Origin of the sequence: Qipengyuania sp. NPDC077410 (assembly GCF_044543405.1) — a bacterium.
GTDB lineage: Bacteria > Pseudomonadota > Alphaproteobacteria > Sphingomonadales > Sphingomonadaceae > Qipengyuania > Qipengyuania pacifica.
In genome coordinates this window covers 335,360-350,754 of sequence record NZ_JBITWB010000002.1, presented here as the reverse complement: position 1 = coordinate 350,754, position 15,395 = coordinate 335,360, and the positions used below count along the sequence as shown (strand labels likewise).

Below are 15,395 nucleotides of genomic sequence, written 5' to 3'. Positions count from 1 at the left end.
GGTGTGGGGAGCATGGCCTCTCGCATTTCAATAGTTCTGTCTCTCCTTGTTGCTGGCTGCACCACTATTGAGACTAACGAACCTGCCAGCGAGCTCCCTTACGGCTGCGATGATCTTGTCGTAATAGGTCGCATCGCCACAGTAGGCAGCACGACACTTCATGATCGTGATGAGGTCTTGCCAAATTGGCGAAGCGAATGGCGCCTTCAAGTCCGCGCCAAGCGAATAGTGAGAGGGTCAGAACGGCGGCAGGTTATTCCGGCAACAGCGATCTCTCACGCGCAGATACGGGATGACCGTGACTTCCTGATTGTCCTGCAGCCAAAGGAGGGCGGGGCCTACAACTTAGAGACGGCTGCTCTATGGCAGGTCAGGCCGCGCCCGATCCTAGCTGAGCCTTGTTCGTAATGTCCACAATGGGGTCGCTAGCTGCCTGTCCGCTTCTCTGTTGAAAATGAGCAAAGCCGTAATTCCGTACAAATCTAGCTCACAGGCCGCTTGCAGAACCTCTTCGGTAGACCACAGAGAGGTTATTTGCGGGCATCTCGTAGCGGATGGTGCGTTCAAATCCGAACGTAGCAGCCACCTCGTCCACGTGAGCTAATGTACGGAGGCCCCAAGCCGGATTTCGCTCTTTCAAGGAGCGGTCGAACGCCAAGTTGGATGGAGCAGTTTCCACACCTTCTTCCAAGTACGGGCCATAGAGTATAATTGGAGCGGCCTCTGTAAGGTATTTCGAGCATCCTCTGAACAGCCCGACAGTCGCTTTCCAATCGCTTATGTGGATCATATTGATGCAAACGCAGGCATCATATTTGCGATAACCTACTGATTTTCCGTTGTAACAACTGTCAGAATGCATTTTCACGCATAGGATGGCGTCTGCATTTCCAACAGGCCAGGGGGGATGGGATGCGTCGAGTTGGATTGCGGGCCGCAGGTTGGCGAGCTTTGCTTCGCTGGCCCACGCGTCGATCGAGGCCACCGCTTCCTGATCGAAATCGCTCGGCTGCCAGGTCAGTTCGGGAAAGCGGCTGGCCATGAACAGGGCGTGTTCGCCCGTGCCGCTGGCGATTTCGAGGACCAGTCCGCTGGCGGGCAGTTCCTGCGCCAGCACGTCGGCAATCGGTCCCGAGTTGCGGGCCGTAGCGGGTGCATGACGTTTCAATTGACCTGCCTGTCCCGCCCTTGCCAGTAAGGGGCCCGCAGCTCGCGCCGCAGGATCTTGCCGCTGGCATTGCGCGGCATTTCCGGAATGAGATTCACGGTCTTGGGTACCTTGAAACCGGCCAGTCGCTCGCGCGTGAAGGCAATGACGTCGTCGGGATCCAGCACTTGGCCCGGCTTCGGCACCACACAGGCCTTGACCGCTTCGCCCCAGGTTTCGTCGGGCACGCCGATCACCGCGACCTCTCCCACCGCCGGATGACCGTAGATCGCGCTTTCCACCTGCGCCGGATAGACGTTCTCGCCGCCCGATATGATCATGTCCTTCATGCGGTCCTGGATGTACACATAGCCATCCCGGTCCATATAGGCGGCATCCCCTGTATGCATCCAGCCGTCCTTGAGCGCCGCCGTCGTCGCGTCCGGAAGGTTCCAGTAGCCAGCCATGTTCGAGGGGCTTTTGCAGATCAGCTCGCCCACCTCGCCGATGGGTAGTTCCTCGCCGTCGTCACCCACCACTTTGAGCTCTGCGCCCGGGACGGCCCTGCCTGCCGATTTCATGCGCTCGTTGCCTTCGAGACAATGGTCCTCCGGTGGCAGCATCGCGATCGTGCCGGTTGTTTCCGTCATGCCATAGCATTGCAGAAAGCCCGCATCCGGAATGGTGTGGACGGCTTCGCGCAACAGATCGAGGGGGATCGGTGCCGCGCCATACATGACGTATTTGACCCCCGACATATCGGTGTTCCTGGCGCGCGGATGGTGAACGACCATCTGCAGCGCGGCCGGGACGATGAAGAGCCGGGTGATCCCCTGTTCAAACCCGTCCAGCACGCCATCGGGTGTGAATTCGGCCTGCACAATTCCGCGTATGCCGGCAGCCAGCGCCATGATCCCCAAACCGGTTCCGCCGATGTGCGCGCATGGCATGCAGATGAGGATCGCTTCATCATCATCCCAGCTCGACCATGGCTGGGCCGCCTCTTCCGCCGGCTGGCGTAGCGAAAAGAGATTGGCATTCGTCAGGACCGCGCCCTTGGGATTCCCTGTGGTGCCAGACGTGTAGAGCTGGAGGACTGCGTCCTGAGGCCCGGCCCCTGTAAAATCATCGGCCGGTGCAGAAGCAATTTCGGCCTGCGCACCGCGCGTATCGATTACCTGGGGTGGGCTTTCGATCTGGCTGCAAGCCATGGCAGCAAGATCATCGAACCCTTCCCCGGTAAACAGCAGCCGTGCCCCGGTGTCTTCGAGGATATAGGCGATCTCCGGTGCAGCCAGTCGCCAGCCGATCGGGACCATGACCACGCCCATGCGCGCAGCCGAATAGAACAGTTCGAAATAATGGCGCGCATTCTTGCCCAGCCAGGCAATCCTGTCGCCCTTCGCCAGCCCGTGCGTTCGCAGCATGGAAACAATTCTGCGCGACCGCTCCTCGAGCTGAGAAAAGGTCAGCGCATCGCCATCCTGTTCGAGCGCAACCTGATCCGGTTTTTCAAGCGCCCAGTGGTGGATGAGCTCATCGAATGTGAGCCTTTGCGTTTCAGTCATGAAGCCTCTCCGCTTTTGACAGCTTTTGCAGCATCATGCCATCTCGGTTGCTTCGTGCAACCTGTTTTGCGTCACTTCCAGCGACCGGCCGACCGGGCGCGTTTTTCCCGAATTACGAGCCATAGAAACAGCCCCACCGGCCCGGCCATGAAGGTGGCCACCAGGATCGGTGCCTGGACAAGCCGGGAGAAGTTCTTCGCGTCGGCATCGCGCGCGATCCACAAGCCGGCGAAGAGGTCGAAGGCGAGGTAATGTATCCACCCGATGGTCACGCCTCCATCGCTGGCGAAAATCGCGCGTACGCCGTCGATCGTCGAAAAGCCGGCCGAGCCGCTTGAGCCACCCGGATCGAACGTTCCAGTAAGGATGCCCACGAGGCCGACGAGATACGCAAAGCTCAACAGGCCGACGCCTGCGTAAAGGACAGCAGCCAGCAGTGCCGGCCAGCGCGGAAGCAGTATCAATCCCGCCCACATGACCATGGCGAGCAGGTTTGCAGTGCTGAAAACCGTATCCCACATGCCGGATCTCCTTAGGCTCTAACTCGCGTCGTGTTCGATCTGCGGTAACGTCTTCGCTGCACGCAGTATGCCGTCATTGTCATGGACGAAACGGCCCCTCGCCGCCCGTTTGGCAAGCGCAAGCGCAGCCTGGGCGACACTGTCGGCCCTGATTGCGCGGAACCGGCGGTAGCTGCCGTGCAGCAGGAGGTTGCCCAAAGGCGCCGCAGCGATACCAAACCGTTCCGCTGGACGGCGATCGCCTTCGCGCTTTCCGATCAGAAGGCCGGGCCGCAGTATGTCCAACCGGCCGAAGCGCATCTTGGTCAGTTCCCGCTCGACCTCACCCTTCACTTTCAGATAGAACTTGCTCGACATTGGATCCGCGCCTGCAGAGCTGACATGGACGAAACGTTCTACATCCAGTTTCCTGGCAGCCTGCGCGGTTTCCAGAACCAGATCATGATCGACGGCGCGGAACGCCGCTTCTTCCTCGCCAGCTTTCTTCCACGTCGTACCCAGCGCACAAATCAGAGCCGTGGGCCGTATCGCCTCGATTACTTCGCCCCACTTGGCAGGTTCAGCGACGAAAAGTTCCATCCGAATACCGCGAGGCAACTTCATTTCGCGCCGCGCGATGCCCGTCAGGCGAACGTCCTCGCGCCCGATGCATTGACCGATAACCGTCGTGCCGATCAGCCCCGTTGCGCCGATCAACGCGATGCGGATCGTATCAGACATTGCTCAGTCCCTCAGGGGCACGACCGTAAATGCGCCGACACTGATCGATGGCGTAGCGATCGGTCATACCGGCGATGAAATCGGCGATATGGCGGCTGCGCTCCGGTTCCTGTTTCGGCAGCGATGCAAGCCACGGTGAAGGCAGATTGGTCTCATCCTGATGGTAGGCTGCAAACAGGCGCGCAATAACGTCCCGCGCATGTTCAGCCGTCGCGATCTGTTCATCGTGATAATACAGCCGATCGTACATGAACCGCTTGAGCCTGCGCTCATGCTCGCGCATCGCCGGAGTGAAAGTGGCCAGTTGGCGCCCTGCTGCGCGCACTTCGTCGACGCTCATGATCCCGCTGGTCTGCGCGCGGGTTTGCGTGATCACGTCGTTTACCATCAACCCGATCTGCGTCCTGACGAGCTCGCGCTGCTGGCGATCGCGCGGGGCGTGGGGAAACCGCCGTTCGACTTCGCGCCATTGATCGGCAAGCCAGTCGAGCGAGAGCAGATCGTCGAGCGAGAGGAAACCTGCGCGCAGACCATCGTCTATGTCGTGATTGTCATAGGCGATATCGTCCGCAACAGCGGCGACCTGCGCTTCGAGCGAGGGCCAGGTCGACAGTTCGAGCGAAAAGGCCTGATCGATTTCAGCAAGCGCCCAGCTGGGAGCCGCCACGGGGCCGTTGTGCTTGGCCAGACCTTCAAGCGTTTCCCACGTCAGGTTCAAGCCGTCATGGTCGCAATAGGGACCTTCGAGCCGGGCCAGGGTGCGCAGGCCCTGAGCATTGTGATCATAACCGCCCGCATGGACCATCGCCTGTTCGAGCGCCTTTTCGCCTGCATGTCCGAACGGCGGATGTCCGATATCATGCCCGAGACAAAGCGCCTCCGTCAGATCTTCGTTAAGGCCCAGTTCGCGTGCGATTACCCGACCGACCTGGGCCACTTCCAGGCTGTGTGTCAGGCGGGTGCGGTAGTGGTCACCATCCGGTGCGATGAAGACCTGCGTCTTCGATCGCAGGCGCCGGAATGCGATGGAATGGACAATCCGGTCGCGGTCACGCTGGAATTCGCTGCGGGGGCCGCGCGAACCTGCTCGTTCCTCGGGAAACTCGCGCCCGCGACTTGCGGCGGGATCGGATGCGTAGGGTGCTGTGTGCATGCGCGGCGACGCTTAGGTCAGCGGCAGGGGGGCGACAACGTGAACGAAAAGCGAACCCGGCGGATTTTCGGCAGGTTGTGCGGCGCAGAGGCCGGGTTCGTCGTCCGGATCAGGTCAGGACAGAATCCAATCCGCCGCAGCCCGGCAGTGAATATCGGTGGAATTGTAGACCGGGAGCACGTTGGCGTCGGTATCGACGACGAGTTCGAGTTCGGTGCAGGCGAGCACGATGGCTTCCGCCCCTTCTTTTTCCTTCATCGTAATGATGGTCTTGAGCGCGCGTTCGGCATCGCGTGTGACCCGGCCGAGCATGAGTTCCTTGTAAATGATCCCGTCGACGAGTTCGACATCACCCTGATCGGGCGCGAGCAGGTCCACGCCATGCGAGACGAGACGCTGGCGATAGAAGCTTTCCGTCATCACGAAACGGGTACCCAGAAGCGCGGCGTTCTTGCAGTCGTCTTCCTCCATCGCCTTGCCAACGCAATCGGCGATGTGGAGCACCGGAATGGAGACGGCTTCGGTCAGGCGATCATAGACCTTGTGCATCGTATTGGCTGCCATGACGAGCCCTTCGGCTCCGCCAGCTTCCAGCCGCCGGGCAGATTCTACCAGCGTCGAAGCGATGCTGTCCCAATCATCGGCGTTCTTGGCCGCCGCGATTGGCGCATAGTCCAGACTTTCGATCAGCATCGGAGGGCTCGCCATCGGCGGCGCCTTCTTCTGCACGATTTTATTGATCCGTTCGTAATATGCCCGAGTGGAAATCCAACTCATGCCCCCGATAATGCCGAGTTTCCGCAACCGTCCGTCCTTTTCCGCCCTGAAATCAACCTGATCGCAGTTTGCCCACGTATCAGGGGGTTAGAACGGGTTGCGCCAGAGGCGGTTCCATCGCTTTTCCATGCTTCTGCGCCAGTGTGCCCAAGAAGGCCCAAAACGAGGTATTCCCGCCAGCAGACGAGCGTGCACGCATCACGGTCTCATCTGTGCGATCCAGCGTCGTACAATATCCAGCCCGTCGTCATCGACTGTGGATTTGCCAAGCTCGGGCATCGCAACACCGGGCTCGGCGCTGGCCATGCGATAGGTCAGGATGGATGTGTCGGGCGAACCCGGCACGATATCGAACATGTGGCCGCCAGCCCCGCGACCGGCGGCAACCGGGCGTTTGCCGATCCCGATCGCATCCGGTGACTTCTGTTCCCAACGCAGGTCCAGCCCGCTGTTCGAAGCTGTCGCATCGGGCTGATGGCAATGCGCGCAATTGACGTCCAGATAGCCACGCGCGGCATCGGCCAGATCCGCGCTCTGGCGCAATTCCCAGATCGGCAACTGGTCCGATCCATCCGGGACCGCATCGAGATGGGCCGAGGCGACCATTTTGCCAAGCCATTCGCGCGACAGGTTTCGCGCCTTAGGTCCGATCGGAGTAACCGCACCGCCGAGGCCATGGCATTCCTTGCACTGGTTCTTGTTCGGAACGCGGTAGCTGATAGCCTCCCCGCCCGGTGTCGTGACATCGACACGCGCGCCTGCAATGGCCAGCCGCGCCTCGGTCTGTTCGTCATTCCAGACGTAAGGCAGTGCCAGCCAGCCATCCGCGCGATGCAGCAGCACACGCGTTTCGATCAGGCGGCGCCCGCCATCCTGATCGAATGCGAAAGTCTTGATCAGCGCCCCTCCTACCGGAATGTCGAGCAGCCCTTCGCCTTGCGCCTTCATCGCCGCGCCACCGGGCACATAGACGAAACGCAATTTCTCGGCGCCGTCCGAATACAGGGGTGTATTGAGCCGGTAAGGCGTGACCCCCTGCCCCGGTTGCTGTTCAGTCTGGTTTTCGAAGAAGCCGAAGTCGGACAAGTTCTGCGGCAAACCGTGCAGCACCGCCGCATCGTTCACCTGTGCGCGCGAGTTTCCCGGCTGGAGAAGTTCCGCCCGCACGGCAACGGACCCGGCCAGCGCGAGGCATGCGCTGGCGAGCAGGGCGACAGCCGGTTTCATGCCCCCAGCCGGTCGTCCAGTTCGGCGGGCGCGCCAATGCCGTTTCTGTCGAATTCGCCAGTCGGCGCCGCAACGGTCAACGGCCCGGGCTTCGCCGCATCGAGCCCCTTGCCCACTTCGGTGAGATTGAGGCTCCAGCCGGAGGTATCCTCGACCGCGGTCACGGAGCCAAGCCCATCCCACAGCACCGGCGGCAACTCGCCCCCGAAGGCACCGAGCAACATGTCCGCCCCATCGAGCTGGGGGTCGTAACCGCCGCCGTCATAGAGGTTTTCGCCGATCACGACATCGCGCGGAAGCGGATTGTACCGCTCGTCGTCGAAGCTCTGGGTGTAAGCGATGACCATGATCGGAGCGGTCGGATTTCTCGAAAGGATGTTGTTCTCGATAAGGACCTTGTCATTGGCCATGATCAGGATGCCGGTGCCCCGGCGCACGCTCGCGACGATATTGCCGGGAGGGGCGAAATTGGGCGTGTCGTTCGCGACCACGAGATTGTTCGCCACGATCACATTGCCGCCGCCCATGACCGGTAGCGCCGGCAGATCGAACACCAGAATGCCGCCGGTATTGCGCGTCGCGACGTTATGTTCGACCAGGGCATTGCGGCTGTTCTCGATCTCGATCCCGGCTACATTCGCCTCGGCGATCGAATTGCGCACCGTGATGCCGTTCGATTGGCCCACATAGATGCCGGCATCGGATGCCCCGGTGACCTTCACACCGTCGATCAACACCCCGGTGCTTTCGACGGGATAAATCCCGTAGGCCCCGTTTTCCGCGTGCGGGCCGCGCGTCCATGTGACGCGAATGCGGTGATAGACGATGTTGTCGGCGCCTTTGGACTTGATGCCGTCGCCCTTGGGGTTTTCCAGCGCGAAATCGCGCAGGGTTACGTTGTCGCTGGTGACCAGCAGCCCTTCGCCCGAACCCTGCTGGCCGGTGAAATCGAGAACCGTACCATCCATTCCCGCACCGCGGACGGTGACATTGTCGACATCGAGGCTGAGGCCATCGGTGACGGTATAGCGGCCCGCCGCAAGGACGATCTCGTCGCCCGGCTCGGCAAGGATCAGCGCCTCCTGCAAGGCCTTCTGAGCGTCTTCGCCCGGGGCGACATTATGCGTCGCGGCGAATGCGGGCATTGCACAGGCGAGCAATGCAGCGGCAAGCGGCAGTCTGATGGTCATGAGTCTCTCCCTTGCAACGCATTGTGGCGCAAGGTCGAACGATTGCAAGGGTCTCAGCCGGCCCCGAAGGCGCATATGGCAGCGGACGTGGCGGAAACTTCCAGCACTTCGGGGTCGTCCACGCGGCGTACCCGCTCGAGAAATTCGGCGATGTTCAGCGGAATATCCGCTTCGCCTTCCTCGGGCCGGAGGCTTTCGAGCTTGCGCAGCTGGCCGATCGAAAGCCGGTCCGCCATGCGGCCTGCCATGCACTCGGCCATCGGCTGGGGCAGTCCGGCAGCGACCATTTCATCCTCGAGCCTATCTTCCACCGATCCCTGGAAGCCGCCGCCAACGGTGGCCCACAGGATCAGCCCGGCGATAACCAGAACCGCAAGAATAATCGCGACCCGTTTCATGTCAGTCGAGCGCCTTCACGATTTCTTCGACCATCTTCTTGGCATCGGACAGCAGCATCATCGTCTGGTCCATGTAGAACACATCGTTGTCGACCCCGGCATAGCCGACGCCGCCCATCGACCGCTTGATGAAGAAGACCTGCTTGGCCTTGTCCACGTCGAACACGGGCATGCCGTAAATGGGCGAAGACTTGTCGGTCTTGGCCGCCGGATTGACCACGTCGTTGGCCCCGATGATGAAAGCCACATCGGCTTGCGAAAATTCGCTGTTAATGTCCTCCAGTTCGAACACCTTGTCGTAATCCACGCTGGCTTCGGCCAGCAGCACGTTCATGTGACCCGGCATGCGGCCGGCGACCGGGTGAATGGCGAACTTCACCTCGACGCCTTTTTCCTCCAGCACGTCGGTCATTTCGCGAAGAGCGTGCTGCGCCTGCGCAACCGCCATGCCGTAACCCGGGATGATGATGACCTTTTCCGCCTGTTCCAGCATGAAGGCGGCGTCGGCCGCACTGCCCTGCTTGTACGGGCGCTGTTCGCGCGGCTCGCCGGAAGCGCCGCCGCCGTCATCCGCGCCGAACCCGCCTGCAATCACGCTGATGAAGCTGCGGTTCATCGCGCGACACATGATGTAGCTGAGGATCGCGCCCGACGATCCGACCAGCGCGCCGGTGATGATCATCGCGGTATTGCCGAGCGTGAAGCCCATCGCCGCTGCCGCCCAGCCCGAGTAGGAGTTCAGCATCGACACCACGACCGGCATGTCCGCCCCGCCAATGGGGATTATAAGTAGGAAGCCGATGACGAAAGCGAGCACGGTCAGCGCAATGATCAGCGGCAAGGTCTCGTCGGGCCCTGCCATAGCGAAGAGCGCAGTAAGCACGATGATTGCGGCGAGCGTGCCGAGATTGATGACATGCCTTGCGGGAAGGAGAATGGGCGAACCGCTCATTTTGCCCGAGAGCTTGAGGAAGGCGATGACTGAGCCGGAGAATGTGATCGCCCCGATAGCGATGCCGAGGCCCATCTCGACCTTGGAAACCGAAGAAATGCCCATCATGATGTTCTCAACATCGAGATCGACGATCCGGTCTATCTCTACGAACAGCCCGAAGGCGTCGGGATTGAGATAGGCCGCCCAGCCCACCAGCACTGCGGCAAGACCGACGAGGCTGTGGAACCCCGCCACCAGTTCGGGCATCGCCGTCATGGCGATACGGCGGGCGATGGTGATGCCGATCAGCGCGCCGATGGCAATCGCGGCGAGGATTTCGCCGAAGGATGCCCAGTCGATGACGAAAATTTCGGTGCAGAAACCAAACGTGGCCCCGTCACTGAGTTTTAAATTATCGCAGTTTCCACTCGATTGCATCGGCCAATGCGTCATCAGCGTCGTCACGACGGCGATCAGCATTCCGACCATGCCGAAGCGGTTGCCCGTCCGGCTCGTCGCAGGGCTGGATAAGCCGCGCAGCGCCAGGATGAAGAACACGCCCGCGACGAGATAGGCGAGCGCGACCCAAGGGCTGACGGTCTCTCCTGTGGCGGCATGGGCGGGCACGGCCAAGACCGCGAATGGCGCGGCAAGCAGAAGGCGAAGCATCACTTCTTCTCCTTCTTTTTGTACATCGCGAGCATTCGCGCCGTCACTGCGAACCCGCCGAAAATGTTGACGCTGGCGAGCACGATGCCGAGCAGGCCCAGCCACTTCGCCCCCGGCACGTCCGCCGCCGCGGCCGCGATCAGCGCGCCGACGATGATGACGCTGGAAATCGCATTGGTCACCGCCATCAGGGGCGTGTGCAGCGCAGGCGTGACCGACCAGACGACGTAATAGCCGACGAAGCATGCCAGCACGAAGATCGACAGGATGCTTATGAAATCCAAGGCGACGTCCCCTTCCCTCTTTGTCCCTGCCTTATTGCAAGCAGGGCATGGCAAGTCGAGCGCCAAACGAAATGGGCCGCGAATGCTCGATGCATCCGCGGCCCCGCTATTCGATACAGGTCAAATTACATAGAGGGCGTCAGCACGCCGTTGACGACGTGGATCACGCCATTCGACTGCATTACGTCGGCTTGCGTTACCGTAGCCGAACTGTTGTTCATGCCTTTGATCATCACATTTCCGCCCTGCATGGTGAAGGTGAGCGGCTCCCCTTCGACCGTAGTCAGCGTTGCGGTGCCGTTACCAGCGCGGATCCGCTGCATGAGATCGGCAGCCGTGATGCGTCCGGGTACGACATGATAGGTCAGCACCTTCTGCAAGGCAGCACGATTGCTGTCCATCATGAGCGAATTGAGCATGGATTGAGGAACGCGCGAGAAGGCTTCGTCGGTGGGTGCGAATACGGTGAACGGTCCGGGCCCGGAAAGCGTATCGACCAACTGCGCCTGCTTCACTGCAGCGACCAATGTCGTGTGAATTGGCGAATTTACCGCGTTTTCGATGATGTTCATCGTGGGGTACATTGCCGCACCGTCCACGTAAGCCACCTGTTCGTCCATCGCCATGTTATCGCCCATGCTCATGCAGCCGGCCGTGGCGACGCTCATCGCTGCGAGAGCGGCGAAGGCGAATTTCTTAGGATAGTTCATAGTGGGATGCTCCTGTTTCTACAGGAACAGTTACGCGGCCATGTGCAGATCGGATGCACTTTTATTTTGAAGGAGTCGCGGGAAGCTCAGCCTGCCAGTCTGGAGTTCACGACCTTGTTGTCTTTTGTCAGCCGAACGGCATCGCCGATTTCTTCGTCCAGCACGGGACGTCCCGTCTCCTTGTCCCAGAAAGCGAAGAGGAAATTGTAGAGGTTGCGCGCGAATAACGCCGAGGCATCAGCAGCGAGATGATTGGCAGTGTTCGCGTAGCCAACGATTTTCACGCCGTGCTTCTCTACTGTCTGGTCAGGCACCGAACCTTCCACATTGCCGCCCTGCGCCACGGCGAGATCGAAGATCACGCTGCCCGGTTTCATGCTGGCGATCTGTCCGTCCGAGATCAATCGCGGTGCAGGCCTACCCGGGATAAGGGCAGTCGTAATGACGATGTCCTGCTTCGCGATGTGTGCGGAAACCAGTTCGGCCTGAGCTTTCTGGTATTCTTCGCTCATCTCGGTGGCATAACCGCCCGAACCTTCGCCCTCGATACCGGCGACATTTTCGACGAAGATCGGTTTCGCACCCAGCGATTGAATCTGCTCCCTGGTCGCGGAGCGTACGTCGGTTGCACTTACCTGTGCGCCGAGCCTCTTCGCCGTAGCGATTGCCTGCAAACCGGCCACCCCCACACCCATTACGAAAACCTTGGCCGCCTGAACGGTACCGGCAGCGGTCATCATCATAGGAAATGCACGGCCATAGGTATTCGCGGCAGTAAGCACTGCCTTGTATCCGGCGAGGTTCGACTGGCTCGACAAAACGTCCATGCTCTGCGCACGTGTGATGCGCGGCATGAATTCCATGCTCAAGGCTTCCAGCCCCGCCGCAGCATAGGCCGCAACCAGCTCGCCATTACGGAACGGATCGAACGTCGCTGCAACCCACGCACCGGGTTTCGCACCCGTTAGCTGCGTCGGATCAGGGGCCTGAACGCCGAGGATAATATCGGCCCCGCTGATAACATCGGCCGAGGTGCCGACTTCGGCACCCGCCTCGCGATACGCATCGTCGGTGATCGAGGCGCCGAGCCCGGCACCTTGTTCGATTGCGACCGTGGCCCCGAGCGCAGCGAACTTCTTCGCCGTTTCGGGTGTCAGCGCCACCCGGCTTTCACCGGGAGCGCGTTCTTTCATCACCGCGATGCGTAGCGCCATGCGCCTAGTCTGAAATCAGAATGACGACGAACAGGGCAATCAGGGCAATCAGCGGCACGGACCATTTGAGCGTACCAATAAAGGAGCCGTAAGTCCTGCTGTGCGCCTTCATGTCGTTGGCGGAGTCCATCTTTCGTATTCCCATCATGGAGTTTGATATTGAAGTCGATCTATCGCGGTGGTGCGCGCTGCTCAACCCCGCTGTTGCCAAATACCGCTTGGAACAGCCTTAATTGGCAATTAACCCGCCGCGCGTAAGACATATGCGAACGGATATGTACCATGTCCGGGGACCGAGGGAGCATTGCGAACCAAGATGGCAACACAGGAACCACGCCTGCTGATGCTGATCAACGACGAACCGGCGCAGAACCGGCTCGTCGCAACCCTCGCCGCACGCGCAGGCTGGCGCGTCGTCAGTTTCACGAGTGGCGAAGAAGCGCTCGAAATGCTGGCGTCTCCGGAATCTGATCAGGTCCACGCAATACTGTTCGACAAATGGACCGACGGAAATGCGCCGCGCGACCTGATCCGCGAATTGCGCGATGCGCGGCCCGATACGCCGCTTCTAGCGCTGACGGCCGACAATTCACCGCTGTTCGCGGTCGAGGCCATGCGGGCGGGCGCGACCGATTTTCTGGTCAAACCGCTCGGTCCCAATCGACTGCTGCAGGCGCTCGACAGGGCGGATCATTCCGAACTACCCGACGCCGAGCTTCAACCCTTGGCAGAGAAACTGCCGCACCCGGTCGATTTCGATGCCATGGTCGGTTCGGCGGCACCGTTTCGTACCGCGCTGGCCAAGGCAGCCACTGCTTCGCGCGGCCACGCCCACGTGCTGGTCGAGGGCGAGCGCGGTACCGGCAAGGACATGCTGACGCGGGCAATGCACGCGGCCAGTACCCGGGCCAAGGCGATCATGCGCGTCGTCCATTGCGGAGGAATGCCTCCCGCATCGCTCGAATCGCTGCTGTTCGGGCACGAAAAGGGAGCCTTTGCGGGTGCTTTCGACCGCCAGACCGGGCTTATCGAATATTGCGATGGCGGCACACTGATCCTGGTCGATGTCGATCGCCTCCCCGCAGACCAGCAACAACGGCTTGCCGGCGTGCTTGCCAGCGGTATCGTTCGCCCGACGGGCGCCTCCCACGGCTTCAAGATCGATCTGCGTATCTTTGCCACCTCAACGCTTCCGCTCGACAAGCTGACGGCGAATGGCGAGTTTTCCAAGGAGTTGTTCGAACAGCTTTCCGCCACGCGCATCCGCCTGCCGGCGCTGCGCGAACGGCTGGGCGACATACCGGCGCTGACCCGGTACTTCCTCAGCCTCATCGGTGAGCGGCCCGGCCTCAAACATCATTCTATCGCAGACAGCGCGCTCAGCCTGCTCGAAGCCTATGACTGGCCGGGAAACATCCGCCAGTTTCAGGCTGTGCTGTTCCGGGCCTGCGTGTTCGAACAGCGCGAAGCCCTGACCGCGCACAGTTTCCAGAAGCTGGCCGCCCTGATCGGCGACAAGGCCGACCGCGGCGAGAGCCGGGCCCGGGGATTGGGTGTCCTGCTGTACACCGAAGACGGGCATGTCAGGCCGCTGGAAGAGATCGAGGCCGATATCATCCGTCTCGCCATCGGCCATTATCGCGGGCGCATGACCGAGGTGGCTCGCAGGCTCGGCATCGGCCGCTCGACATTGTATCGCAAACTCGCCGAACTCGGGATCGACGACGCCGCCTGATCGACTCGTAAGAGAAGCGATCAGGCGGGCAGGTCGGCGAAATCGGTCAGCGCCGCATCGCGCAGCCCCCGCCATACATTGCGCGCCTGAACAGTTTCGGCGACGTCGTGCACGCGTATGAGCTGAACGCCTGCATCAATGCCTTTCACCGCCAGCGCCACGCTGCCGCCAAGTCGATCGCCAGCCTCTGCCTCGTTCGAAAGTGCACCGATCATTCGCTTGCGGCTGACTCCGAGCAGGAGCGGGTGCCCGAGCGCGTGGAACAGGGGCAATGCGTTCATCAAGGCGAGATTGTCCGCCAGGCTCTTGCCGAAGCCAATACCCGGATCGAGCAGGATATTGCGAGCCTCGATCCCCGCCGACAGCGCCGCATCGCGTCGCTCGCGCAAGGCGTCGAACACGTCGAAGACGACGTTGGAATATTCCCCGCCGTGGTGAAGATCGTCCCCGCCCGCACCCGGCGCGTGCATAAGGACGACGGGACAACCGGCCTGAGCCACGACCTCCGCGCTGCGCGGATCATACGCGAGGCCGGATACGTCGTTGACCAGATGCGCGCCAGCCTCCAGCGCCGCCTCCATCACGGCAGCCTTGCGTGTGTCGATGCTGACCGCAGCGCCCATGCCGACACAGGCTTCGATGGCCGGCACGATGCGCTCGATCTCGTCCCCTTCCCAAAGGGCCTTTGCACCCGGGCGGGTACTTTCGCCGCCGATATCGATGATCGCAGCGCCCGCCTCGACCATAGTGGCCGCGTGATCGCGCCCCGCCTCGCGGTCATCGAGGAACCGGCCCCCGTCGCTGAAGCTGTCGGGTGTCGCGTTGAGGATGCCCATAATTTGCGGCTGGTCGAGCCGGATGGTTCGTGCGCCAAGCTCCAGGGGCGGCTGCACAAGCGCGAGATTGGACCACTGCGTTTCCGCCTCCGCCGCACACTCGTCGGGCAACCGACCCAGGATTTCGGCCATGCTATCGGGAGCTGCCAGCCAGCGCTCCGCCACAACGCCATCGCGGCGCAGAACGACGGCAAAGCGACTGGCATACACCATGCTGCCCGCAAGCCGGATCGCATTGCCATGCTCGCTCTGCGGACCCGACACGAGGCCGACGGGCCGAATATAGACACTGTCACTCATTCAGCTTTGTCC

General features: G+C 61.3%; 16 protein-coding genes. 1 reads left to right on the top strand and 15 read right to left on the bottom strand.

Annotated elements, in window-relative coordinates; genetic code table 11:
- Positions 1 to 487: 487 nt before the first annotated feature.
- From ACIGGE_RS09670 to ACIGGE_RS09605, 14 genes are all read right to left on the bottom strand, one after another.
- Complete coding sequence (locus ACIGGE_RS09670; RefSeq protein ID WP_397490181.1) at positions 488 to 1,168, bottom strand: DUF938 domain-containing protein; 681 nt, start codon at positions 1,166 to 1,168, stop codon at positions 488 to 490.
- Positions 1,165 to 2,715, bottom strand: a complete 1,551-nt coding sequence (locus ACIGGE_RS09665) for a fatty acid--CoA ligase (protein WP_397490180.1) — start codon at positions 2,713 to 2,715, stop codon at positions 1,165 to 1,167. The genes ACIGGE_RS09670 and ACIGGE_RS09665 overlap by 4 nt, the downstream gene beginning before the upstream one ends.
- Positions 2,716 to 2,786: 71 nt before the next feature.
- Complete coding sequence (locus tag ACIGGE_RS09660) at positions 2,787 to 3,236, bottom strand: ABA4-like family protein (RefSeq protein WP_397490179.1); 450 nt, start codon at positions 3,234 to 3,236, stop codon at positions 2,787 to 2,789.
- An 18-nt stretch (positions 3,237 to 3,254) separates the two neighbouring features.
- Positions 3,255 to 3,956: an NAD(P)H-binding protein gene (locus ACIGGE_RS09655; protein WP_301642457.1), complete on the bottom strand. Its 702-nt coding sequence runs from the start codon at positions 3,954 to 3,956 to the stop codon at positions 3,255 to 3,257.
- A complete protein-coding gene (locus ACIGGE_RS09650) occupies positions 3,949 to 5,109 on the bottom strand; it encodes a deoxyguanosinetriphosphate triphosphohydrolase (RefSeq protein WP_222827645.1) in 1,161 nt (386 codons plus the stop codon). Before ACIGGE_RS09650 ends, ACIGGE_RS09655 begins: the two co-directional genes overlap by 8 nt.
- Before the next feature lie 114 nt (positions 5,110 to 5,223).
- A complete protein-coding gene (locus ACIGGE_RS09645; RefSeq protein ID WP_103022664.1) occupies positions 5,224 to 5,913 on the bottom strand; it encodes an aspartate/glutamate racemase family protein in 690 nt (229 codons plus the stop codon).
- A 171-nt stretch (positions 5,914 to 6,084) separates the two neighbouring features.
- Positions 6,085 to 7,113 carry an SO2930 family diheme c-type cytochrome gene (locus tag ACIGGE_RS09640; protein ID WP_397490178.1) on the bottom strand — a complete coding sequence of 343 codons (1,029 nt, stop codon included), beginning with the start codon at positions 7,111 to 7,113 and terminating at the stop codon, positions 6,085 to 6,087.
- Positions 7,110 to 8,303, bottom strand: a complete 1,194-nt coding sequence (locus ACIGGE_RS09635; RefSeq protein ID WP_397490177.1) for a parallel beta-helix domain-containing protein — start codon at positions 8,301 to 8,303, stop codon at positions 7,110 to 7,112. Before ACIGGE_RS09635 ends, ACIGGE_RS09640 begins: the two co-directional genes overlap by 4 nt.
- A gap of 53 nt (positions 8,304 to 8,356) precedes the next feature.
- On the bottom strand, positions 8,357 to 8,701 hold the full coding sequence (locus tag ACIGGE_RS09630; protein WP_221597771.1) for a hypothetical protein: 345 nt from the start codon (positions 8,699 to 8,701) through the stop codon (positions 8,357 to 8,359).
- A gap of 1 nt (position 8,702) precedes the next feature.
- Positions 8,703 to 10,304: an NAD(P)(+) transhydrogenase (Re/Si-specific) subunit beta gene (locus tag ACIGGE_RS09625; protein ID WP_397490176.1), complete on the bottom strand. Its 1,602-nt coding sequence runs from the start codon at positions 10,302 to 10,304 to the stop codon at positions 8,703 to 8,705.
- On the bottom strand, positions 10,304 to 10,588 hold the full coding sequence (locus ACIGGE_RS09620) for an NAD(P) transhydrogenase subunit alpha (RefSeq protein WP_006833497.1): 285 nt from the start codon (positions 10,586 to 10,588) through the stop codon (positions 10,304 to 10,306). Before ACIGGE_RS09620 ends, ACIGGE_RS09625 begins: the two co-directional genes overlap by 1 nt.
- A gap of 125 nt (positions 10,589 to 10,713) precedes the next feature.
- On the bottom strand, positions 10,714 to 11,298 hold the full coding sequence (locus ACIGGE_RS09615) for a fasciclin domain-containing protein (RefSeq protein WP_222827641.1): 585 nt from the start codon (positions 11,296 to 11,298) through the stop codon (positions 10,714 to 10,716).
- An 86-nt stretch (positions 11,299 to 11,384) separates the two neighbouring features.
- On the bottom strand, positions 11,385 to 12,512 hold the full coding sequence (locus ACIGGE_RS09610) for an NAD(P) transhydrogenase subunit alpha (RefSeq protein ID WP_397490175.1): 1,128 nt from the start codon (positions 12,510 to 12,512) through the stop codon (positions 11,385 to 11,387).
- A 4-nt stretch (positions 12,513 to 12,516) separates the two neighbouring features.
- Positions 12,517 to 12,642: an aa3-type cytochrome c oxidase subunit IV gene (locus ACIGGE_RS09605; protein WP_196846581.1), complete on the bottom strand. Its 126-nt coding sequence runs from the start codon at positions 12,640 to 12,642 to the stop codon at positions 12,517 to 12,519.
- Positions 12,643 to 12,828: 186 nt separating this feature from the next.
- Here ACIGGE_RS09605 and ACIGGE_RS09600 point away from each other — a divergent pair, with 186 nt between their 5' ends.
- Positions 12,829 to 14,247: a sigma-54 dependent transcriptional regulator gene (locus ACIGGE_RS09600; RefSeq protein WP_103022658.1), complete on the top strand. Its 1,419-nt coding sequence runs from the start codon at positions 12,829 to 12,831 to the stop codon at positions 14,245 to 14,247.
- 20 nt (positions 14,248 to 14,267) lie between these two features.
- Here ACIGGE_RS09600 and folP read toward each other — a convergent pair whose 3' ends face one another.
- Positions 14,268 to 15,383, bottom strand: a complete 1,116-nt coding sequence (folP, locus tag ACIGGE_RS09595) for a dihydropteroate synthase (protein ID WP_397490174.1) — start codon at positions 15,381 to 15,383, stop codon at positions 14,268 to 14,270.
- Positions 15,384 to 15,395: the final 12 nt, after the last annotated feature.